Annotated in this window: 23 protein-coding genes; 10 read left to right on the top strand and 13 right to left on the bottom strand. The window is 54.9% G+C overall.

Features of this window, described 5'->3' with window-relative positions; all coding sequences use genetic code 11:
* The first annotated feature begins 69 nt into the window (after window positions 1–69).
* Complete coding sequence (norV, locus tag HVZ52_RS05020; RefSeq protein WP_016154175.1) at window positions 70–1518, top strand: anaerobic nitric oxide reductase flavorubredoxin; 1449 nt, start codon at window positions 70–72, stop codon at window positions 1516–1518.
* Window positions 1515–2648, top strand: coding sequence for an NADH:flavorubredoxin reductase NorW (norW, locus tag HVZ52_RS05015; protein WP_149381273.1), 1134 nt, complete (start codon window positions 1515–1517; stop codon window positions 2646–2648). Before norV ends, norW begins: the two co-directional genes overlap by 4 nt.
* 110 nt (window positions 2649–2758) lie before the next feature.
* Here the strand turns inward: norW and hypF are convergent, their stop codons facing one another.
* The 3 genes from hypF to HVZ52_RS05000 all read right to left on the bottom strand — a co-directional run bounded on the left by hypF (window position 2759) and on the right by HVZ52_RS05000 (window position 6798).
* A complete protein-coding gene (gene hypF / locus HVZ52_RS05010; protein WP_181598953.1) occupies window positions 2759–4999 on the bottom strand; it encodes a carbamoyltransferase HypF in 2241 nt (746 codons plus the stop codon).
* Between the two features lie 94 nt (window positions 5000–5093).
* A complete protein-coding gene (gene hydN / locus HVZ52_RS05005) occupies window positions 5094–5639 on the bottom strand; it encodes an electron transport protein HydN (RefSeq protein ID WP_003037366.1) in 546 nt (181 codons plus the stop codon).
* Between the two features lie 145 nt (window positions 5640–5784).
* Window positions 5785–6798 carry a LacI family DNA-binding transcriptional regulator gene (locus HVZ52_RS05000; RefSeq protein WP_181598952.1) on the bottom strand — a complete coding sequence of 338 codons (1014 nt, stop codon included), beginning with the start codon at window positions 6796–6798 and terminating at the stop codon, window positions 5785–5787.
* A gap of 264 nt (window positions 6799–7062) precedes the next feature.
* Between HVZ52_RS05000 and ascF the strand changes: the two genes are divergently transcribed.
* A complete protein-coding gene (gene ascF / locus HVZ52_RS04995) occupies window positions 7063–8517 on the top strand; it encodes a PTS cellobiose/arbutin/salicin transporter subunit IIBC (RefSeq protein ID WP_046274835.1) in 1455 nt (484 codons plus the stop codon).
* A gap of 22 nt (window positions 8518–8539) precedes the next feature.
* A complete protein-coding gene (locus HVZ52_RS04990; RefSeq protein WP_181598951.1) occupies window positions 8540–9964 on the top strand; it encodes a 6-phospho-beta-glucosidase in 1425 nt (474 codons plus the stop codon).
* A gap of 83 nt (window positions 9965–10047) precedes the next feature.
* Here the strand turns inward: HVZ52_RS04990 and HVZ52_RS04985 are convergent, their stop codons facing one another.
* Window positions 10048–10512 carry an OB-fold putative lipoprotein gene (locus HVZ52_RS04985; RefSeq protein WP_181598950.1) on the bottom strand — a complete coding sequence of 155 codons (465 nt, stop codon included), beginning with the start codon at window positions 10510–10512 and terminating at the stop codon, window positions 10048–10050.
* A 271-nt stretch (window positions 10513–10783) separates the two neighbouring features.
* Between HVZ52_RS04985 and HVZ52_RS04980 the strand changes: the two genes are divergently transcribed.
* Entirely contained in the window at window positions 10784–11023 is a 240-nt protein-coding gene (locus HVZ52_RS04980) for a SymE family type I addiction module toxin (protein ID WP_016154182.1), read from the top strand.
* 74 nt (window positions 11024–11097) lie between these two features.
* Here HVZ52_RS04980 and hycI read toward each other — a convergent pair whose 3' ends face one another.
* The 9 genes from hycI to hycA form a co-directional block, all read right to left on the bottom strand.
* A complete protein-coding gene (gene hycI / locus HVZ52_RS04975; RefSeq protein WP_181598949.1) occupies window positions 11098–11568 on the bottom strand; it encodes a hydrogenase maturation peptidase HycI in 471 nt (156 codons plus the stop codon).
* Entirely contained in the window at window positions 11561–11971 is a 411-nt protein-coding gene (locus HVZ52_RS04970) for a formate hydrogenlyase maturation HycH family protein (protein ID WP_003037385.1), read from the bottom strand. The genes hycI and HVZ52_RS04970 overlap by 8 nt, the downstream gene beginning before the upstream one ends.
* Window positions 11968–12735, bottom strand: a complete 768-nt coding sequence (gene hycG / locus HVZ52_RS04965; RefSeq protein WP_003037388.1) for a formate hydrogenlyase subunit HycG — start codon at window positions 12733–12735, stop codon at window positions 11968–11970. The genes HVZ52_RS04970 and hycG overlap by 4 nt, the downstream gene beginning before the upstream one ends.
* Window positions 12735–13277 (bottom strand): formate hydrogenlyase subunit HycF, encoded by a 543-nt coding sequence (gene hycF, locus HVZ52_RS04960; protein WP_181598948.1) that lies wholly within the window; start codon window positions 13275–13277, stop codon window positions 12735–12737. Before hycF ends, hycG begins: the two co-directional genes overlap by 1 nt.
* Window positions 13278–13286: 9 nt before the next feature.
* Entirely contained in the window at window positions 13287–14996 is a 1710-nt protein-coding gene (gene hycE / locus HVZ52_RS04955) for a formate hydrogenlyase subunit HycE (protein ID WP_016154186.1), read from the bottom strand.
* Between the two features lie 17 nt (window positions 14997–15013).
* Window positions 15014–15937, bottom strand: coding sequence for a respiratory chain complex I subunit 1 family protein (locus HVZ52_RS04950; protein ID WP_181598947.1), 924 nt, complete (start codon window positions 15935–15937; stop codon window positions 15014–15016).
* A gap of 2 nt (window positions 15938–15939) precedes the next feature.
* On the bottom strand, window positions 15940–17766 hold the full coding sequence (gene hycC, locus HVZ52_RS04945; RefSeq protein WP_075847533.1) for a formate hydrogenlyase subunit 3: 1827 nt from the start codon (window positions 17764–17766) through the stop codon (window positions 15940–15942).
* Window positions 17763–18374, bottom strand: a complete 612-nt coding sequence (gene hycB, locus HVZ52_RS04940; protein ID WP_016154189.1) for a formate hydrogenlyase subunit HycB — start codon at window positions 18372–18374, stop codon at window positions 17763–17765. The genes hycC and hycB overlap by 4 nt, the downstream gene beginning before the upstream one ends.
* A 141-nt stretch (window positions 18375–18515) precedes the next feature.
* Entirely contained in the window at window positions 18516–18974 is a 459-nt protein-coding gene (gene hycA / locus HVZ52_RS04935; RefSeq protein ID WP_016154190.1) for a formate hydrogenlyase regulator HycA, read from the bottom strand.
* Between the two features lie 198 nt (window positions 18975–19172).
* Between hycA and hypA the strand changes: the two genes are divergently transcribed.
* The 5 genes from hypA to hypE are packed head-to-tail and all read left to right on the top strand — an operon-like array spanning window position 19173 to window position 22860.
* Entirely contained in the window at window positions 19173–19544 is a 372-nt protein-coding gene (hypA, locus tag HVZ52_RS04930; protein WP_019077546.1) for a hydrogenase maturation nickel metallochaperone HypA, read from the top strand.
* A gap of 52 nt (window positions 19545–19596) precedes the next feature.
* Window positions 19597–20469: a hydrogenase nickel incorporation protein HypB gene (hypB, locus tag HVZ52_RS04925; protein WP_181598946.1), complete on the top strand. Its 873-nt coding sequence runs from the start codon at window positions 19597–19599 to the stop codon at window positions 20467–20469.
* Entirely contained in the window at window positions 20460–20732 is a 273-nt protein-coding gene (hypC, locus tag HVZ52_RS04920; protein WP_003037411.1) for a hydrogenase 3 maturation protein HypC, read from the top strand. Before hypB ends, hypC begins: the two co-directional genes overlap by 10 nt.
* The gene (hypD, locus tag HVZ52_RS04915) at window positions 20732–21853 is read left to right on the top strand and encodes a hydrogenase formation protein HypD (protein ID WP_019077547.1); all 1122 of its coding nucleotides are present in this window, start codon (window positions 20732–20734) and stop codon (window positions 21851–21853) included. The genes hypC and hypD overlap by 1 nt, the downstream gene beginning before the upstream one ends.
* On the top strand, window positions 21850–22860 hold the full coding sequence (hypE, locus tag HVZ52_RS04910) for a hydrogenase maturation carbamoyl dehydratase HypE (RefSeq protein ID WP_016157324.1): 1011 nt from the start codon (window positions 21850–21852) through the stop codon (window positions 22858–22860). The genes hypD and hypE overlap by 4 nt, the downstream gene beginning before the upstream one ends.
* Window positions 22861–23016: the final 156 nt, after the last annotated feature.

Here is a 23016-nt window from a genome sequence, read left to right as displayed (position 1 = left end):
TTGGCACGCAACCTGCAATAAGCAAAACATCTTTTTTAGAAAAATGCTGAATTAATTACTGAGGTTGCTATGTCTATTCTGGTTAAAAATAACATTCATTGGGTTGGCCAACGTGACTGGGAAGTTCGTGATTTCCACGGGACTGAATATAAAACGCTGCGCGGTAGCAGCTACAACAGCTATCTCATCCGTGAAGAAAAAAATGTCCTGATCGATACAGTAGACCACAAGTTTAGCCGTGAATTCGTGCAGAACCTGCGCAGTGAAATTGACCTGGCAGATATCGACTACATCATCATTAACCACGCGGAAGAGGACCATGCCGGTGCGCTGACTGAGCTGATGTCCTGCATCCCTGACACCCCAATTTACTGCACAGCCAACGCTATTGACTCTATCAACGGACACCACCACCACCCGGAGTGGAACTTCAACGTGGTGAAAACCGGCGACTCGCTGGACATTGGCAACGGTAAGCAGCTGATCTTCGTTGAAACGCCGATGCTGCACTGGCCTGACAGCATGATGACCTACATGACCGGCGATGCGGTGCTGTTCAGTAACGACGCCTTCGGCCAGCACTACTGTGATGAACGTCTGTTTAACGACGAAGTTGACCAGACCGAACTGTTCGAACAGTGCCAGCGTTACTACGCCAACATCCTGACGCCGTTCAGCCGTCTGGTTACACCGAAAATCACTGAGATTCTCGGCTTCAACCTGCCGGTGGATATGATTGCCACTTCCCACGGCGTGGTATGGCGCGACAACCCGACACAAATCGTTGAAATGTATCTGAAATGGGCGGCTGACTATCAGGAAGACCGTATCACCATTTTCTACGACACCATGTCCAACAACACCCGCATGATGGCGGACGCCATTGCCCAGGGCATCAACGAAGTTGACCCGAACGTGGCGGTGAAAATCTTTAACGTCGCCCGTAGCGACAAAAACGAAGTCCTGACTAACGTCTTCCGCTCTAAAGGCGTGCTGGTTGGTACTTCAACGATGAACAACGTAATGATGCCAAAAATCGCCGGTCTGGTAGAAGAGATGACCGGCCTGCGTTTTCGTAACAAACGCGCCAGCGCCTTTGGTTCACACGGCTGGAGCGGCGGTGCGGTAGACCGTTTGTCCACACGCTTGCAGGATGCCGGTTTCGAGATGTCGCTGAGTCTGAAAGCGAAATGGCGTCCGGATCTGGACGCGCTGGAACTGTGTCGCCAGCATGGCCGTGAAATCGCACGTCAGTGGGCGCTTGCTCCGCTGCCGGAAACAATCGTCAAAACGGCAACCAAAGAGGAAGAGTGCGCCTGTGCCGCTGCGGCTGCCGCTGATCTTGGTCCAAGCATGCAGTGCAGCGTATGCCAGTGGATTTACGACCCGGCAAAAGGTGAACCGCTGCAGGATGTCGCGCCGGGAACACCGTGGAGCGACGTGCCGGATAACTTCCTGTGCCCGGAATGTTCATTAGGTAAAGACGTCTTCGACGTACTGGCAACGGAGGCAAAATGAGCCGCGGAATTGTCATTATTGGTTCAGGCTTCGCCGCCCGCCAGTTAGTCAAAAATATCCGTAAGCAGGATGCAAATGTCCCGCTGACCCTGATTGCTGCAGACAGTATGGATGAGTACAACAAGCCCGATCTCAGCCATGTTATCAGTCAGTCGCAGCGTGCAGACGACCTCACCCGCCAGTCGGCGGGGGAGTTTGCCGAACAGTTTAATTTGCGCCTGTTCCCGCACACCTGGGTAACCGACATCGATGCCGATGCTCACGTAGTGAAAAGCCAGGAGCAACAGTGGCCATACGACAAACTGGTGCTGGCTACAGGAGCATCTGCCTTCGTACCGCCGATTACCGGACGTGAGTTAATGCTCACATTGAACAGCCAACAAGAGTATCGCGCCTGTGAAACACAACTGCGTGACGCCCAACGGGTGCTGATTGTCGGCGGCGGCTTGATTGGCAGCGAACTGGCGATGGATTTTTGTCGTGCTGGTAAAGCGGTGACGCTTATCGACAACGCCGCCAGCATTCTGGCTTCGCTGATGCCGCCAGAAGTAAGCAGTCGCTTACAGCATCGTCTGACCGATATGGGCGTACACCTGCTGCTGAAATCGCAGCTTCAGGGGCTGGAGAAAACAGAGTCGGGGATTCGCGCCACGCTCGATCGTAGCCGCAGCGTAGAAGTCGATGCGGTGATCGCCGCAACGGGCCTGCGCCCTGAAACCGCGCTGGCGCGTCGCGCCGGATTGAACATCAATCGCGGCGTCTGCGTCGACAGCTACCTGCAAACCAGCCACCCGGACATTTATGCTCTCGGCGACTGTGCGGAAATTAACAGTCAGGTACTCCCGTTCCTGCAACCGATTCAGCTGAGCGCCATGTATCTGGCGAAAAACCTGCTCGGCGGCAATGCGCCATTGAAGTTGCCTGCCATGCTGGTAAAAGTCAAAACGCCGGAATTACCCTTGCATCTGGCTGGGGAAACCCAGCGCCGCGATCTGAACTGGCATATTGCCGCCGAAGCGCAAGGGATGGTGGCCAGAGGGATGAACGATGCAGGCCAGCTATGTGCCTTTGTCGTCAGCGAAGACCGCATGAAAGAGGCCTTTGCGCTGCTGAAAACGCTGCCCGTGTAAGTACAGGATACCGTTGCTTGATTTATTAACCTCACGCACATGGATGTGCGTTGCCACTTGTCGGTATGCCCCGACCTGTAGTTCTTGCCCCGCCAGTCCCGGGGCTTTTTTTATTTTTGCGCCAACGCCCGCGCCGCGGCAATCACGCCCTGCCCCAACGACAACCCGCCGTCGCCCGCCGGTAAACGCTGCGGGAACAGTAAGGTAAAATCATGCAGATAAAACGCCAGCCGGGCTGACAATAAGCGGTTATGCATCACACCTCCGCTGAATACCAGCGTCTTAATCCCCCGCTCTTCGGCCTGCAAACGCATCAGGGTAGCAAACCCACGCGCCAGCGCGTCGTGAAACGCCCAGGCTCTTTCGGCAGGTTTGGCCTGCCAGGTCAGCCATTGCTGCCAAAAAACCGCTAAGTCCAGTTGATTGCCTTCAAGCGGCACCGTGACAGGGTGCTCAACGCCAGCACATTGCGATGCCATCGCCTCCAGCGCGCAGGCCGCCTCACCTTCATAACTCAGCGATTCCGGCGCACATTGAAGCGCGGCGGCAACGGCATCAAACAGCCGTCCGCACGATGACGCCAGCGGTGCGTTAATCCCCCGCTCAATGGCGCGCGCCAGCACGTTCCAGTTTTGATGTTGCAGCACCGATGTTTCCGGGTAGCGCTGCCAGTCAGTAACAAAACGCAGGCACTGCGCGAGCAAATTGCGCCACGGCTGTTTTGCCGCCAGATCGCCCCCTGCCAGCGCTACCGCCGGTAAGCCGCCAAGGTGTTCGCATTCACGATAGTTGACCCGCAAACACTCCCCCCCCCACAGCGCGCCGTTTTCCCCCATGCCGATACCGTCTAACGTCAGAGCAATCACGTCGCCACCATCGAGCGACCAGCCGTGCTCGGCCAGACACGCAGCGGCATGCGCATGGTGATGCAGCACCGTTTCGGTTGGCAGATTCATTTCGCTGGCCCACTGGCTGGAAACATAACCAGGGTGTGCATCATGCACGATACGCTGCGGCGTAAAGTCATAAATGTTCTGGATCAGGCGCAGCGCATCACGCCACTGCTGCTGAATGCCGTCATCGCTGAGATCGCCCAAATGCTGGCTGATAACCGCCTGTTCACCACGCACCAGGCAGAAGGTATTTTTCAGATCAGCGCCCAGGCAAAGCATCGGTGGCACGTCGTGAAATCCTGGCGGCAGCGCTACCGCATCCGGCACGTAACCCCGTGAACGACGCAGCATCTCGCCACTGTCGCGTACCACAGAGTCATCCATCCGCTGCACAATTTCGCGGTTATGCAGCAGGAAACCATCGGCAATTTCGTGTAAATCTTCCAGCGCCTGCGCGTTGGTAATAGCGGGCGGTCTGCCGCTGAGATTGCCGGAGGTCATTACCAACGGACACTTCATCTCTTGTAAGAGCAAATGCTGCAACGGATTCGCTGGCAGCATGACGCCCACTTCCGTTAACCCTGGCGCAATGCCCTCGCTCAATGCTGCGATATAGCGTTTCTGCACCAACACGATCGGCGCGGCTGGGGTTGTCAGCAAACGATGAGCGGGTTCAGGCAGTCCGTCATCACTGGGCAGCATCACTGCCAGAGGTTTTGCCGGACGGTGTTTGCGCAGCCTGAGCAGCGCTACGGCGTCATCATTTCGTGCATCGCACACCAGATGAAACCCACCAATCCCTTTAACGGCCACAATACCGCCTGCTTTTAGGCGCGATACTGCCGCCTGCAACGCCTCTTCTTTCTCCGCCCGCTCACCCGCGCTAAACCATTCGAGGTGGGGACCGCATGCCGGACAGGCAACGGGCTGGGCATGGAAGCGACGGTCGTATGGATCACGATACTCTTTATCGCATTGCGCACAGAGTGGGAATGACGCCATCACGGTAAACGGGCGATCGTAGGGCATGGCGCGGATAATCGTAAACCGCGGGCCACAGTGGGTGCAGTTGATAAAGGGATAACGATAGCGGCGTTCGCTGGGGGTGTTCATTTCAACCAGACATTCTGGACAGGTCGCGGCATCCGGAACGATTTGCGTATTCATCGTTCCGCCAGCACTTTGCCGAATCGAGAAATCGGCAGGCGGCTGCGTCCAGGCGAACGGTTCGCTCTCAACGCTGTCAATGCGCGCCAGCGGCGGGCAGTGTTGATGCAACTGCGCAATAAACTCTGCCGGATCTTCCTGTATACGCACAACCACACCGTCACCGTCGTTACACACATCGCCATGTAGCTGTAACCGCTGCGCCAGTTGCCAGACGTAGGGGCGAAATCCGACGCCCTGTACCTTACCGCGAATACGCAGCTGTACGCCGGAGTGGTTGTTTATTGTCATGATGAATTCCCGCGGTATTGTATCCCTGAAATGTCCGTTTGCCGGATGGCGGCTTCGCCTTATCCGGCACGTATTTTACGCGGATTTTCAGATATCAGAACAGCAAAGATGCTGTGGAATCCAGCGCCGCGCGACGGCGTTTTTCAGCGCTCAGTTGCTCAAGCTTATTGCGATCCACATAAATCAGCGCGTGAGTCGGGCAGACTTCCATACAGGCAGGGCCGGCCTCACGATGGTGGCACAGGTCGCACTTATTGGCTTCGGCTTTTTCTGCCCGGACGTTCAGACCTGCCCCGCTGTTACGAACAACCGGACGCACGACCACTTCCATTGCGCCATAAGGGCAAGCCACAACGCAGGTTTTACACCCAATGCAGCGCTCCTGCATCACGTGGACAAAGCCTTTATCACGGCTGATTGCACCGTTCGGGCAGACGTTAGCGCACGGCGCGTCTTCACACTGGCGGCACAGCGTCGCCGTGGAGACATTAACGCCTTTGATGACGTGAATGCGGGGTAAAAAGGTTTCAGGGGTCAGCGATGCGCAGTCCTGGTTATCCTGATGGGATACCACGCAGGCCACTTCACAGGTACGGCAACCAATGCATTTATTGGCGTCTGCAATGATGAAACGGTTCATCAATTTCTCCAGCAATGACAGATTATCTGCCGAAGCATTCATAAATCGTGCCAGAATTTAATTAACTGTTATTAAAGGTTTTTTATTTTGATGAATGCAGAGAAGCCGTGTCATCGTCACTAGTGACGATGACAAATGACAGCCGTCAGCGCAAAACGAGCGGCGCAACAGAGTCGCGTTGAATGAGTTCACCGGTGAAGGTTTTTGGCGGCGTAAACGCCCCGTCATCCAGCATAAAGATCAGGCGGCCTATCGTTTCCTGGATCATTTCCGTTACCGGGATTTTGACGCTGGAAAGCGCCGGAATAGTGTATGGCGCGATAGCGATATCATCGAAGCCAATCACCGACACCTGAGCAGGGACGCTCACGCCATGCGCGTGCAACTGCTTCATCGCACCGATCGCCATATCATCATTGCTGGCCACCAGCGCGGTAAAATTGACCTGACGCGAAAGCAAAGTATCGACTCCCGCCGCGCCGCAGGCTGGCGTCCATTTCCCTTTAACAATCAAATCATTATTAAGCGGAATGCCATGATGTGCCAGCGCGTCTTTATAGCCTGAAAGTCGCTCCACGCCGGTAGGCGAATCCATCGAGCCAGTAATAAAACCAATCTCTTTGTGCCCGGCGGCAATGAGCTGAGTAACGGCGTTAAAACTGGTTTGCTTTTGATCGCACCACACGCAGTGGCTGGTATTTTTTCGCAGCCGCCGATTAAGCACCATAATCGGCTGGGCGTGGGCGTCGATGATATTGTCTATCTCATCCACGCTAAGAAAACGCGGATAGATCATAATCGCGTCACAGCGCAGGTCGAGCAGGTACTGGATCGCCTGACGCTCTTCCTCTGCGCTGTGCTTACCGTCAGCCAGCAACAACTGGCGTCCCTTATCTTCCGCCATCCGCGCGGTATGAAACAGCAGTTCGCTGAAATAGACGCCGTGATAAAGGGTGTTAGTTACCACCAGACCCAGCGTCTGCGTGGTTTTCGCTGCCAGACTGCGTGCCAGCAAGTTAGGGCGGTAACCACTCTCTTCAATGGCCTGAAACACGCGATCTTTGGTTTCCTGACTGACATAGCCATTCCCGGAAAGCACCCGGGAAACCGTCGCTTTTGACACCCCGGCACGCTTCGCCACCTCCAGCATCGTGGTCATATTACTCATCCCTTTTCTCTCAATGTGACGCAGTGTACTGCACCGTTTCGCCGCTGTCCTTGCTGCTAAATTGCAAACGCTGACATCTGGTGATCGGAGTCACAATTATAAAAAATGATCAAAATTAAAACTTGCCCATTGCGTGTAATTTAAACATGATTTTGTGGAACCGGTTTCCTATCTGCGTTTCATCAACCCAGAAAAGCGACCAACGTGAACGGATAAAACATAACGTACTCTACTGATAAAACAGGATTAAATCCGATGTCCAAAAATTATGCAGCGCTGGCGCGCTCGGTTGTGACGGCTCTGGGAGGCGTGGACAACATCACAGCAGTGACCCACTGTATGACCCGTTTGCGTTTCGTTATCAAAGATGACTCGCAGGTCGACAGCACGACGCTGAAGACGCTCCCTGGCGTGCTCGGCGTGGTGCGCAGCGATAACCAGTGCCAGGTGATCATCGGCAACACCGTTTCGCAGGCGTATCGCGAGGTAGTCAGCCTGTTACCTGCCAATATGCAACCTGCAGAGCCGCAAACCAAACCTCGGCTGACGCTGAAGCGGATTGGCGCTGGGATCCTCGACGCGCTGATCGGCACAATGTCCCCGTTGATCCCGGCTATTATCGGCGGATCAATGCTCAAGCTGCTGGCAATGATCCTCGAAATGACCGGCGTGCTGGTGAAAGGATCGTCCACGCTCACTATTCTGACCGTAATCGGCGACGGTGCCTTCTTCTTCCTGCCACTGATGGTCGCCGCCTCAGCAGCCATAAAATTCAAAACCAACATGTCGCTGGCAATCGCCATCGCAGGCGTACTGGTGCATCCCAGCTTCATCGAACTGATGGCGAAGGCCGCGCAGGGTGAGCACGTTGAGTTTGCCCTGATCCCGGTGACGGCGGTGAAATACACCTACACGGTGATCCCGGCGCTGGTCATGACCTGGTGTCTGTCCTACATCGAACGCTGGGTCGATCGCATCACTCCGGCGGTAACCAAAAACTTCCTTAAACCGATGCTAATCGTGCTGATCGCCGCCCCACTCGCCATCGTCATCATTGGCCCTATCGGTATCTGGATCGGTAGTGCAATTTCAGCGCTGGTTTATACCATTCACGGCTATCTCGGCTGGCTGTCGGTGGCCATTATGGGCGCATTGTGGCCGCTGCTGGTGATGACCGGTATGCACCGCGTCTTCACGCCAACCATTATTCAGACCATTGCCGAAACCGGAAAAGAAGGCATGGTGATGCCGTCGGAAATCGGCGCCAATTTGTCGCTGGGCGGTTCATCGCTGGCAGTAGCATGGAAAACCAAAAACCCGGAACTGCGTCAGACGGCGTTAGCGGCAGCCGCCTCGGCCATCATGGCAGGCATTTCCGAACCCGCGCTGTATGGCGTGGCGATCCGCCTGAAACGCCCACTGATTGCGAGTCTTATCAGCGGCTTTATCTGCGGTGCCGTTGCCGGAATGGCCGGACTGGCGAGCCACTCCATGGCGGCTCCAGGCTTGTTCACCAGCGTACAGTTTTTCGATCCAGCCAATCCGATGACCATCGTTTGGGTGTTTGGCGTGATGGCGCTGGCGGTCGTGCTTTCCTTTGTATTAACACTGCTCCTCGGCTTTGAAGATATTCCTGTCGAAGATGCAGCCGCGCAGGCCAGAAAAAACCAAGCCGCGCAACCAGGCAATATCAATAGAGCCAGCATTTGACTGGTATGAACTGAGGTTAACTATGTCTGTTTTTCCGCAAGGATTTTTATGGGGCGGCGCACTGGCCGCCAACCAGTCTGAAGGGGCATACCGGGAAGGCGGCAAAGGGCTGACCACCGTCGATATGATCCCCCACGGCACAAACCGCATGGCCGTCAAACTGGGTCAGGAAAAACGCTTTACGCTGCGGGATGGCGAATTTTATCCCAGCCATCAGGCAATCGACTTTTATCATCGCTATAAAGAAGATATCGCGCTGATGGCGGAAATGGGGTTTACGGTTTTTCGTACTTCCATTGCCTGGAGCCGTCTCTACCCCAACGGCGACGAGCTGACGCCTAATGAAGAGGGTATCGCGTTTTACCGGGCCGTGTTTGCCGAGTGTAAAAAATACGGTATTGAGCCGTTAGTTACGCTGTGTCACTTTGATGTGCCGATGCATCTGGTCAGCGAGTATGGCTCCTGGCGTAACCGCAAAATGGTAGAGTTCTTTACCCGCTACGCCCGTACCTGCTTCGAGGCCTTTGACGGTCTGGTGAAGTACTGGCTAACGTTCAACGAAATCAACATTATGCTGCACAGCCCTTTTTCTGGCGCCGGACTGGTGTTTGAAGAAGGTGAAAATCAGGATCAGGTGAAATATCAGTCCGCCCACCACGAACTGATTGCCAGCGCCCTGGCAACTAAAATTGCCCATGAAATTAATCCGCAAAACCAGGTCGGCTGTATGCTGGCGGGCGGTAATTTTTATCCTTATTCCTGTAAACCGGAAGATGTGTGGACCGCGCTGGAAAAAGACCGCGAAAACCTGTTCTTTATTGATGTGCAGGCGCGCGGGGCTTACCCCGCTTACTCTGCCCGTGTGTTTCGCGAAAAAGGCGTGGTGATAGAAAAAGCGGCGGAAGATGACGATATCCTGAAAAACACCGTCGATTTCGTCTCGTTTAGCTATTACGCATCGCGCTGCGCCTCCGCTGAAATGAATACTGGCAATACCAGCGCCGCTAACGTGGTGAAGTCGCTGCGTAATCCGTACATTGCCGCCAGCGAATGGGGCTGGGGCATCGACCCACTCGGTCTGCGCATCACCATGAATATGATGTATGACCGCTACCAGAAGCCGTTGTTTCTGGTGGAAAACGGGCTGGGGGCGAAAGATGAGATCGATGCTAACGGCGAAATCAATGACGACTATCGCGTTAGCTATTTACGCGAGCACATTCGCGCCATGGCAGATGCTATTGAAGATGGCGTGCCGCTGCTGGGCTACACCACCTGGGGCTGTATCGATTTGGTTTCAGCCTCAACCGGTGAGATGAGCAAACGCTACGGTTTTGTGTATGTGGACCGCGATGACGCGGGCAACGGCACGTTAGCGCGTAAACGCAAAAAATCGTTCTGGTGGTATAAGAAAGTGATTGCGAGCAACGGGACCGATCTGGAATAACAATGTTGCCGGATGACGGATGACGCCGCTATCCGGCAACACGTATTATTCAGAATATATATACCCGCTGTCTGTTATCATTTTTATTGTACAACTTTAGGATTTTGCAGCAGCGGCAAAGGCGCTTCGCCCAACGCGTGGACCTGACCAATAATTGTCGCGCTCCGGCCAATCTGTAATGACTCAACATTCGTACTATTATGGGAGCCAAACTGGAACTGAATCACGTTGTTCATTTTATTATTTTCGTCTTTCAGGCTGACAAGATAAGAATAAGCATTGGAAATACCATTAATCTTACGAATATCAATGACCACGCCCCGCAGCTTCACCCATTCACCAAGATAGTCCTTATTGGCTTTAACAGGATTTAAGGTATAGGGCGCGACAAAATCAGCGACGGACAAGGTTGGCATTGACGCAGTTGACGACTCCCCCGGTTGAAATAATCGGTCTCCCGCAGAGAAGAACGCGTCAGCCGCCGTCTCGCACCCGCTAAGAAGAGAGGAAATAATAATTAAATTTACCAAACGAATACCTGAACGCATAAATAACTCCTGTATATTAACTTCCCATATATTCAAATTCTAAATAATTCGAGCATATAACCTCCCTGAACAACGCCGAAATATAATATAACTCCCGTATTAGTAAAAGAAGAGAATATTCCCCCCCAACTATTATCAACTTCTCATCTTTTTCATTATTTGCATTCTATTTTCTGGATCTGCCTTCCAGTTTCGGGTTTGCCCTCCCGCCTTTTTACTGGCATTTTATTCAGTAGTTTTCCATCTCTTTATTTGTAACAAGGGAGTGTTTATGTCTGGTAAAAATGGCAATGCCGAAGCGGTTATCAACAAGCCATTACGTCATTTTAAAGTCAGCTATGTCAGAGTACGGCATGAAGATCGCAAAACCGGTTTTACACGACGTATAAGCCGCCATGCTTCACTCACGATGAACGGAGACTGGCTGGAACAGGCGGGGTTCCCGACGGGCACGTCGGTAAAAGTATCGGTTACGCAGGGGAAATTAATTATTGAACAAGCAGGTGAATAGTCTGTTTCGAGGGTGTCGACGTTATCCGGATGGTGGTAATGCGACACACCATCCGGTATTCAGTGCCCTCAGGCTCAGGCTTCCGGTGCCTCTAATTCAGCGAACCCACCGTGTCCTTCCCACCCGGATAATCGCTGATAAACGGTATCTACCGCATCTTTGATCGGCTGTGTCATCGGGTAGTAAAAACCGACAATATCCGGCTGGATGCCAAGGAAAATCACCTCGCCAACGTCGTCTTTCAGCTGATTGACCAGGTAGTTCAGCGGCATGTTGTGGGTGGTCATCATGAACATCTCGGCAATATCATCAGGATCGATAATGCGGATTTCACCAGGGTTTAGCCCCATGTCGGTAGCATCCACAATCAACAGACGCTGCGGGCGCAACTCACGGATGGCGACGATGTCGTTTTCCGGCGCGCTACCGCCGTCGATGACAACCCATTGTCCTTGAGGATTTGCAGCACACATTTCGGCCAACAGCGGCCCCGCGCCGTCATCGCCCATCATGCTGTTACCCACACATAATAAAACGTCAGTCACGATGTCTCCTCACCATCAGATAGATGGCGCTTTCCTGGTGGATATCGTGCAGCATGCTAAGCATCAGCTTGCTCCACTCCTGCTGCTGCGGGGTCTGCACGGCACGCGCATCATCGAACGCGCGCGCCAGCATCTGCACATGGTTGAAATCAATGACGATCTCGCCGTACTTCGGCACGCCTTCCATTTTCCGGCGGGCTTCACTGCCTTCGGCAAGTGTGGCAATCCACGCCAGATATTCATCCCACGGACAGGTTAACGCCGCTTCCAGGCAATCGATGATCCCAAGGTGGTGACCAATCGCCAGGCTGTAATAGACAACCTGCTGCGCCTCAGCGGGCGTTGCATCGTTCTCATCAATAAACTTACGGCTCAGTTGACTGAACACCACCGTTTCACTCATCGGATACGCGCCTCTTCGACAACATGATTAAGATGCGTGACGATCTCGGTCAGACGCGGATCATTTTCCGCTTCCAGCCAGCGCGCCACCTGATGCTCGCCCTGCCCTAACTGTGTCATATAGTCATCAGCAATCTGGCGACCATAGCGGTAGCCCGCCAGACGGCGGGCTTCACGATCCACCTTCACGCGCAGCGGCTGAACCATGTCCGGATGCAGAATTTCAGCCGGCTGTTCGTCCAGTTCACCTGGCGCACGCGCGTGAATTTTTTGTTCCAGCAGACCCAGCGCCATTGCAAAACCGTACAGCGTAGCCGCAGGCGTTGGCGGACAGCCAGGAATATACACATCCACCGGTACGATTTTATCCGTGCCGCCCCATACGCAGTATAAGTCGTGGAAGATACCGCCGCTGTTACCGCAGGCACCGTAAGAGATACAAATTTTCGGATCTGGCGCAGACTGCCAGGCGCGCAGCGCCGGAGAGCGCATGGCACGCGTTACCGCGCCGGTAAACAGCAGGATATCCGCATGGCGCGGTGATGGTACAACTTTGATACCAAAACGTTCGGCATCAAACAGCGGAGAAAGCGTAGCGAAGATTTCGATTTCACAGCCGTTGCAGCCGCCGCAGTCCACACGGTAAACGTACGCTGAACGCTTGATGCTTTTAAGCAGCGATGCTTTCATGCTGGCAATGGATTCATCCACCGTCATCGGTACCGGAATACCGTTGGCGTCACGTGGGCCTAATAAATTGCTCATCAGTTGGCCTCTTTCATATGGCGAGTCAGTTCAATACGGTCAGACGGCACCAGGCATTTCTGGCGCTTACAATCCGGGCAGGTCTCAAAGCTTTCACGGTGGTTTTCCGCACGGCTGTCGCCGTTGTGCTTAAGTAGCGCAATGGCGTAATCGATCTCTTTTTGTACCGCAAACGGGCGGTTACATACGCGACAATTACACAGCGCAAAGCGGGACTGCTGCAGGAAATCCTCTTTCTTCCACACCGCCAGTTCATACTCCTGCGACAGCTTGATTGCCGCCGTCGGGCAGACTTCTTCGCAGCGGGCGCAGAAGATGCAACGGCCGAGGTTGAATTGCCACGCCAGCTCATGGGTGACCAGATCGGTTTCTACCGTCAGTGCATTCGACGGGCACGCATTCACACAGGCCGCACAGCCAATGCACTGCTGCGGATTGTGTTCCGGTTTGCCACGGAAGTTTTTATCGACCGCAATCGGCTCCAGCGGATACGACGATGTCGGCGCCCCGGTTTTGATGACTTTTTTGATAAAGGTAAACATGGCGATTCCTTATTTCAGCGGCGAGTTTTTACGCTCGATGCTGTAGCGCTCAAGTTCTTTGTACGGCACGACTTTGCTCTTCTTCTTACGCACATCGACCACGGTCATACGGTCGGTACAGGAGTAGCAAGGATCGAGGCTACCGATAATCAGCGGGGCATCGGAAACGGTGTTGCCACGCAGCATGTAGCGCAGCGTCGGCCAGTTGGCGTAAGTCGCCGCGCGACAGCGCCAGCGATACAGTTTCTGGTTGTCGCCAGTCATACTCCAGTGGATGTCATCCCCGCGCGGCGCTTCAGCAAAGCCCAGCGCAAAGCGGTGTGGAATGTAGGTAAAACCTTCCACAGCCAGCGGGCCGCCTGGCAGGTTGTCCAGACCAAAGTCGATCATATTCAGTGCGGTGTAGACTTCATTGATACGGACTTTCAGACGAGAAATAACGTCGCAACCCTGCTCACTGTGAACTTCCATCGGCAGCAGACCATAGCCCACAAACGGGTGATCGGCGCGGGTGTCACGCGCATGGCCGCTGGCGCGTACCATCGGGCCGACGTTACTGAAGTCACGGGCAATTTCCGGATCCAGACGACCAATACCTACGGTACGCTGTTCCATGTTCGGCGTGCTGAGCAGCATATCGACCAGTTCCTGCACGTCACGACGCATCTGCTGCGCCAGTTGACGGGTCTGGATCATATCCTCTTTCAGCAGATCACGACGAATACCGCCGATCAGGTTCAGACCGTAAGTTTTACGTGCCCCGGTGAGGATCTCCGCCATCTTCATGGAGGTTTCACGCACGCGGAAGAACTGCATAAAGCCGGAGTCAAAACCGGTAAAGTGACAGGCCAGGCCGAGGTTCAGCAGGTGCGAGTGCAGGCGTTCAACTTCCAGCAGAATGGCGCGGATCATCTGCGCACGTTCCGGCACGACGATGCCCATCGCGTTCTCGACGGAGGTGGTATAGGCGGTGCTGTGCGCAAAGCCGCAAATGCCGCACACGCGGTCGGACAAGAAGGTCACTTCGTTGTAACCCATGCGGGTTTCCGCCAGCTTCTCCATGCCGCGGTGGACATAGAACAGACGGTAGTCGGCGTCGATGATGTTCTCGCCGTCAACAAACAGACGGAAGTGACCGGGTTCATCAGAGGTGACGTGCAGTGGGCCAATCGGCACTACATTATTTTTCTTGTCTCCCAGTTCGTTGATGAACTCGTAGGTTTCAGCATCGGTAGTCGGCGCGGGGCGCTGGCGATAATCCATGCTGTCTTTACGCAGCGGGTAGAGTTCGTCCGGCCAGTCATCCGGCAGTACCAGACGACGCTCATCGGGCAAACCAACCGGGATCAAACCGTACATATCGCGCACTTCGCGCTCGCCCCAGACCGCAGCAGGCACGCGCGGCGTGACGGACGGGAACTCCAGCTTATTGGCATCGACCTCAACGCGCACGGTAATCCAGCACTTGGTTCCCTGCTCCATCGACAGCACGTAGTAAACGGCATAATGACCGCACAGCTGACGTTCGTCGTTACCAAACAGCACGGACAACCAGCCGCCCTGTTTGTAGTACAGGAACTCCACCACTTCCGGCAGGTAGTTCACCTTGACGGTGATCGTCAACTGATCTTTGGTCTGCCAGGCTTCATCCAGCACGACGCCCGGGAAGGCCTGGTGCAGCGCCGCGAGATATTGTTGACCTAATTTTTCTTCAGACATGCTCAAACTCTCTTAAATCACGCCACCAGCAAGGAGACGAACGCTAAAAACGCAAACCCAAAACCGGCCCAGGTCACGCGTGAAGTGGCGCAAAAACGCAGACGCGCCATGCTGTTTTCGAACAGGGCGATGACCAGCACGCCGAGAACCAGTTTGACGACGGCAATCACCAGCGCCAGTAGCAGCCCACCCGAGGTGAAGGTTTCCATCTGTCCCCACGGCAGGAACACGCCAACGAACATTTGCAGAACGACCAGTTGCTTAAGGCTAATGCCCCATTTCAGCACCGCAAAACCGCTGCCGCTGTATTCGGTCAATGGACCTTCCTGCAGCTCCTGCTCTGCCTCTGCCAGATCGAACGGCAGTTTGCCCATTTCGATAAAGGTGGCGAAAGCACAGGCGCACAGCGCCAGAATCAACGGAATGCTGCGTGCAACTGGCCAGTGATAAATGGTATCGGCGATATTGCTGATATGCGTTGAGCCAGCAACCTGCGCCGCAACCCACAGACCCAGCAGCAGGATAGGTTCAACCAGCACGCCGAGCATCGCTTCGCGGCTGGCGCCAATAGCGGTAAACGGGCTACCGGTATCCAGGCCCGCGATAGAGAAGAAGAAGCGGGCGATGGCGAACAGGTAAATTAAGGTGATCAGATCGCCCAGTTGCGGCAGCGGTGAGCCAACGGTCACTACCGGCAACGCGGTGGCGATAGTCAGCATCACACCCACCATCACAAACGGCGTCAGGCGGAAAACCCAACTGGAATCCGCAGGCGCAATGCTCTGACGGCCCAGCAGTTTGATAATGTCGCGGTATTCCTGCAAAACGCCCGGACCGCGGCGATTGTGCAAACGCGCACGTGCCACGCGGGTAATACCGGACAGCAGCGGCGCAACGGCAAACAGCACCAGCGCCTGAATTAACGGATATAAAACACTCATTCTCAGGCTCCTCGTGAAACCACAATCACCACCAGTACCGCCAGCTCAATCAGCGCCAGGCGACGGAACAGCACCGGTGCAGCCGCATTCTGCCAGCCCGGAACCAGTGATACCGGATTCAGCCATTTGCGCAGTTTGAGTACCGGTGCAAAGGCTTCTTTCACCGGCATGGCAAAACCGTGTGCGGTAATGACCATTGACTGCTCGTGATCGTAACCACACACCCATGCCGCACCGCGTGAACGCGATGGCAGACGGTTGCCTTTGAAAATCGCCATGATGATGAACGGCAGCAGCGGACATGCGATCAGCAGCAGCGTGATCATTGGCTGAGAAACGGTGGTGTTCGCGGTTTCCAGCGGCAGCGGAACGGCAGCGGAGATCATCGGCAGCAGCCACGGCGCAGCAACGCCCCCAATCACGCAGCAGATAGCCAACGCGACTACGCTAACGCCCATCAGGATTGGCGCGCAGCAGGCATTTTCAGCTTCCTTCGTGCGCGGTGCGCCAAGGAACGTAACGCCATAGACTTTCGCCATACACATCACCGCCAGCGCGCCGGTAATCGCCAGTCCTACCGCCAGCAACGGTCCTAACAGACGACCGACAAACGCGCCGCTGTTGCCAAGCTTAAAGAAGGACTGGTAGATAACCCACTCACCGGCAAAACCGTTCAGCGGCGGCAGTGCGGCCATCGCCATCAGGCCAACCAGCATCGCCAGAGATATAACCGGCATACGTTTACCGATACCGCCTAGTTTTTCGATATCACGATGACCGGTACGGAACCAGATGCTGCCTGCGCCCAGGAACAGAACGCTTTTGAACAGGCTGTGGTTTACCAGGTGGTACAGACCGCCGGTCAAACCCAGCGCAATCAGCGCAGGTTGATTCAGGGAAATTCCGGTTACGCCAGCGCCCAGACCCAGCAGAATAATGCCGATGTTTTCCAGCGTGTGGTATGCCAGCAGACGCTGAATGTTGTGTTCCATCAGTGCATACAGACCGCCGACAAACGCGGTGATCATTCCCAGCACCAGCAGCGTAATGCCCCACCACAGCGGCGCGTTACCGCCCAGCAGCGACAGGGAGAGAATACCCAGCAGCCCCACCTTCATGACGACGGTAGAGAACAGAGCCGCAGCCGGTGCGCTGGCGTTGGCGTGTGCCTGTGGCACCCATCCGTGCAGCGGAATAATCCCGGCCAGCAGGCCAAAACCCGCCACGCCCAGCAGCCAGATATCAGACCCGAGCGGCAGCTCCTGTGCGCGCAGGTCAAGCAGGCGCAGCTCCAGGGTGCCGTAGCGTTGCCACACCAGGTAGCAGGCAATAGCCAGCAGCAGCGTGCCGACGCGGCCCAGCGCAAACCACAGTTTGCCCTCTTTGCTGCAGCCGGTGAGGAACACGGCACACAGCGCCATGATTTCCGCCATCACCACCAGCGTTCCGAGGTTGCTGGCAACCACCGCACATACCGCCGCGGCCATCAGCAGATTCACCAGCAGCCCGTTGGCTTTTACCTGCGGATGACGATGCCAGTCAATGTTGTACAGGCTGACAAACAGGCCGCACAGGCCCAGCGTAATCAGCCAGATAGCGTTCAACGGGGTAATTTGCACACTGTGACCAATAAACGGCATCACACCGCTTAAAGCCAGTGCATTAACCAGTACGGTGAAACCCGCAGCCGCCGTACACAGGCTGCCAACCGCACCGCCAACCCCGGCAATCCAGCCGCTCAGCGGTTTGTGAAATGAAAACAGAAATGCCAGAACCGCAGCCGCCGTAAACCAGGCTACGCCGCTGTTAATCAGTGAAATTGCGCTCATTTTGCATCCCCACTCTGAGCCTGCTGAAACAAGGTGAGATCGCCGAAGTCGGTATTAAAAGTCAGCTCACGCTTACGTTTGCTGGCGCGGGCAATATCCACGTTACTCACCAGGTGCAGGGCTTTGGTCGGGCACATGCGTACGCAGGCCGGACCAAGCTCGTCAAAACTGCACAGATCGCATTTCACCGCGATGGCACGAATACCCGGAACCCAGTCCAGCAACGTGCTCACGCGGGCAGGCGCTGGCGGAGCCGGAGGCGCTTTTGGCGTATTGGCGTTTGCCGGGATATGCAGCGGACGGCTACCGGAAAACTCAATCGCGCCAAACGGACAGGCGATCCCGCACAGTTTGCAGCTTACACACAGGCTTTCATTCAGTTGCACGGCACCATCAACGCGATTAATCGCATTAACCGGACAAACGGTGGCGCAAGGCGCATCTTCGCAATGATGGCAAAGCTGCGGGGCGGATTCTTTTTCATTTAACATCACTTTCAGGCGCGGCATTGACTGCAGGCCATGCTGGCGATGTGTCTCTGAGCAGGCGGCTTCACAGGTGTGGCAGCCGATGCAAAGAGTGGAGTCAGCAATTACAAAACGATTCACCAGGCATTCCTCAGGTGATAGTCATTTTTGACGAAAACATGTCTGGAAAATGTCATTTCGACATTTTTCGACATGCCCATTCCCTAAACGTCGTGACGCAGTATGAAAGTGCATCATGACAAAAGTGGGCACACCCAAGGCTTAAGCCGGGCTATGTCCCTCAATCAGCTGGCTTAAATTCACCGGCATATTGTTCTCAACAGCGGTATAGAGGCTGTCGTAGACGGTGGCGATTTTTTCGAGATAGTGCTCCAGCACCTGCTCGCGATCGCGGTTGCTGATACGCTCATCAACCTTACCATCGATGGTCAACTCAGCCTGTGCAATCAGTTGCTTATCATCACCGTCTTTCGTTTCAACGTAGTACTCGATGGTGTGGCTGTTAAAGCCGTCCGCCAGCGTGACGTAGATAGTGAAGTGTTCAAAAAGGACGAAGCAGAGATCCTTGTCCGGTGCGCAGCTCATTGCATGATGCAAACGCGCTTTTGACAGGGTGATCCCCTGAACCAGCGAGTTGCAGTAAATACGCCACTGGTCCTGTAGGCGACGATGCCGTTCAGCGATGTAATCGGCTTTTTCGCTTATTTCCCAAATAGTCATGTCAGGTTACCCGTTTAGCAGAGATGAACAGCTTTAAGCACATTTCATGCCAAAATTAAAAACCTTGATTTTCATATAGATAAAAAATCAAAGAGCGGTGACGACATGTCATTTCGTCATCGTCGTCATTGTCACGATAGAAAAAATTCAAGCTGGCATGTTTATTGCTTTTAATACGGCAACTTCATAGGAGGCGGTATGCACGAAATAACCCTCTGCCAACGGGCACTGGAATTGATTGAACAACAGGCCACGCAATACGGTGCTCAACGAGTAACTGGGGTCTGGCTCAAAATTGGCGCATTTTCTTGCGTAGAAACCAGCGCTCTCGCCTTTTGTTTTGATCTGGTATGCCGCGGGACCCTTGCAGAAGGTTGTAAACTCCACCTCGAAGAACAAGAAGCCGAATGTTGGTGCGAATCTTGTCAGCAATACGTCACCTTACTGACGCAACGCGTGCGCAGATGTCCGCAATGCAACAGCGATATGCTGAGAATTGTGGCCGATGACGGCTTACAGATTCGACGTATTGAAATAGATGAAACTCCAGCGTCGGATGCCGACGCCTAAGCGTCATCATCCGGCAACGGAAGTATCGCAAGTAATAAATCAGGAGTGAGCGATGTGTACGACATGTGGTTGCGCTGAAGGCAACCTTTATATAGAGGGTGATGAGCATAATCCCCACTCGGCGTTTCGCAGCGCGCCATTTGCCCCAGCGGCTCGTCCGGCGCTGAATATTACCGGGGTGAAGACCTCCAGTTTCACACCGAGCCAGACCGAAGAAGGCGATTTGCATTACGGTAACGGTGAAGCAGGCACCCACGCGCCTGGCATGAGTCAGCGCCGAATGCTGGAAGTGGAAATTGACGTGCTGGATAAAAACAACCGTCTGGCCGAGCGCAACCGCGCACGCTTTGCTGCCCGTCAACATCTGGTATTAAACCTTGTCTCAAGCCCAGGCTCCGGTAAAACCACGCTGCTGACCGAAACGCTGATGAAGCTCAAAGACAGCGTGCCTTGCGCCGTCATTGAAGGCGACCAGCAGACGGTTAACGATGCCGCCCGTATTCGCGCCACAGGTACGCCCGCCATCCAGGTCAACACCGGTAAAGGTTGCCACCTTGACGCACAAATGATTGCTGACGCCGCGCCACGTTTGCCGCTTGAAGACAACGGCATCCTGTTCATTGAAAACGTCGGGAACCTGGTTTGCCCGGCCAGCTTCGACCTCGGAGAACGCCATAAAGTGGCGGTGCTTTCCGTCACCGAAGGCGAAGACAAGCCGCTGAAATACCCGCATATGTTTGCCGCCGCGTCGCTGATGCTGCTCAACAAAGTAGACCTACTGCCGTACCTCAATTTTGACGTAGAAAAGTGCATCGCCAGCGCCCGGGAAGTGAACCCGGAAATTGAGATTATCCTGATTTCCGCCACCAGTGGCGAAGGCATGGACCAATGGCTCTCCTGGCTGGAGACGCAGCGATGTGCATAGGTGTTCCGGGTCAAATCCGCACCATTGATGGCAACCAGGCCAAAGTCGACGTTTGCGGTATTCAGCGCGACGTCGACCTGACGCTGGTCGGAAGCTGCGATGAACACGGTCAACCCCGTCTGGGCCAGTGGGTACTGGTCCACGTCGGCTTTGCCATGAGCATCATTAATGAAGCTGAAGCGCGCGACACGCTCGACGCGCTGCAAAACATGTTTGACGTTGAGCCGGATGTCGGCGCGTTGTTGTATGGCGAGGAAAAATAATGCGTTTTGTTGACGAATACCGCGCACCAGAACAGGTGATGCAGTTGATAGAGCACCTGTGTGAACGTGCCGCACACCTCCCCTACACTGCTGAACGCCCGCTGCGCATCATGGAAGTGTGTGGTGGCCATACCCACGCTATCTTCAAGTTCGGTCTCGACCAATTGCTGCCTGACAACGTCGAGTTTATTCATGGCCCGGGCTGCCCGGTTTGCGTTCTGCCGATGGGCAGAATCGACAGCTGTGTGGAAATCGCCAGCCATCCGGAAGTGATTTTTTGCACCTTTGGCGATGCGATGCGCGTTCCGGGTAAACAAGGTTCTTTGCTACAAGCCAAAGCGCGCGGCGCGGATATCCGCATCGTCTATTCACCGATGGATGCGCTGAAGCTGGCGCAGGAAAACCCAACGCGTAAGGTTGTGTTCTTTGGCCTGGGTTTTGAAACCACAATGCCAACCACCGCCATCACCCTTCAGCAGGCAAAACAGCGTGACGTGCAGAATTTTTACTTTTTCTGCCAGCACATCACACTTATCCCTACGCTGCGCAGCCTGCTGGAACAGCCGGACAACGGCATCGACGCCTTCTTAGCGCCGGGCCATGTCAGCATGGTGATTGGCACTGATGCCTATAATTTCATTGCTTCAGATTTCCATCGTCCGTTGGTGGTCGCCGGTTTTGAACCGCTCGATCTGCTGCAGGGCGTGGTGATGTTGATTGAACAGAAGATTGCCGCACATAGCCAGGTCGAAAACCAGTATCGCCGCGTGGTGCCGGACGCCGGTAACCTGTTAGCGCAACAGGCCATCGCCGAAGTGTTCTGCGTCAATGGCGATAGCGAATGGCGCGGTCTGGGCGTCATTGAATCCTCTGGCGTTCACCTGACGCCAGACTATCAGCGCTTTGATGCCGAAGCGCATTTCCAGCCAGCGCCGCAGCAGGTGTATGACGATCCGCGCGCGCGTTGCGGCGAGGTATTGACCGGCAGATGCAAACCGCATCAGTGCCCGCTATTTGGCAAAACCTGTAACCCGGAGACCGCGTTTGGCGCTCTGATGGTCTCCTCAGAAGGCGCATGTGCCGCCTGGTATCAGTATCGTCAGCAGGAGTGTGAAGCATGAACAGCGTACAACTCGCCCACGGTAGCGGCGGTCAGGCTATGCAGCAGTTGATCAACAGTCTGTTTATGGAGGCTTTTGCTAATCCGTGGCTGGCGGAACAAGAAGATCAGGCCCGTCTGGACCTGGCGCAACTGGTTGCAGAAGGCGATCGTCTGGCGTTTTCAACCGACAGCTATGTTATCGATCCGTTGTTCTTCCCGGGTGGCAATATCGGCAAGCTGGCCATCTGCGGTACGGCTAACGACGTGGCGGTCAGCGGCGCGATCCCTCGCTATCTCTCCTGCGGTTTTATCCTCGAAGAGGGTTTGCCGATGGAGACGTTGAAAACCGTCGTCAACAGTATGGCGGCGACCGCGCGTGAAGCGGGCATCGCCATCGTGACCGGCGATACCAAAGTCGTGCAGCGCGGCGCTGCAGACAAGCTGTTCATCAACACGGCCGGAATGGGGGCGATCCCCGCCAACATTCACTGGGGCGCACAGACCCTCGGCCCAGGCGATGTGCTGCTGGTCAGCGGTACGCTTGGCGATCACGGCGCAACTATCCTTAACCTGCGCGAACAGCTGGGTCTTGATGGCGAACTGGTCAGCGACTGCGCGGTATTGACACCGCTTATCCAGACGCTGCGTGATATTCCCGGCGTGAAGGCGCTGCGTGACGCGACCCGTGGCGGCGTGAATGCGGTAACGCATGAGTTTGCCGCCTCATGCGGGTTTGGTATTGAGCTGTCTGAAGCGGCCCTGCCCGTGAAGCCCGCGGTGCGTGGCGTTTGCGAACTGCTGGGTCTGGATGCGCTTAACTTTGCTAACGAAGGCAAGCTGGTGATTGCCGTTGAGCGTCAGGCTGCTGAAACGGTGCTTGCCGCGCTGCGCGCACATCCGTTAGGACGCGATGCCGCAATGATTGGTGAAGTGGTAGAACGCAAAGGTGTGCGTCTTGCCGGACTCTACGGCGTGAAACGCACTCTCGATTTACCACACGCCGAACCATTACCTCGTATATGCTAACAGCCGGTTGGCAGCAAGCTGTAGGCCGGGTAAGACGCATTTGCGTCGACATCCGGCCTTAACGCTGCATTATCACCTGATGGCGTTTTGCCGATCGGGTCTACGGTTCGTGTAGCTGGACCAGTCCGGCAATAATTTACGACTTATACCTATAAT

Source organism: Citrobacter sp. RHB36-C18, assembly GCF_013814485.1.
GTDB lineage: Bacteria > Pseudomonadota > Gammaproteobacteria > Enterobacterales > Enterobacteriaceae > Citrobacter > Citrobacter braakii.
The sequence above is the reverse complement of the archived record's forward strand: the minus strand, read 5'-3'. Positions and strand labels throughout refer to the sequence as shown.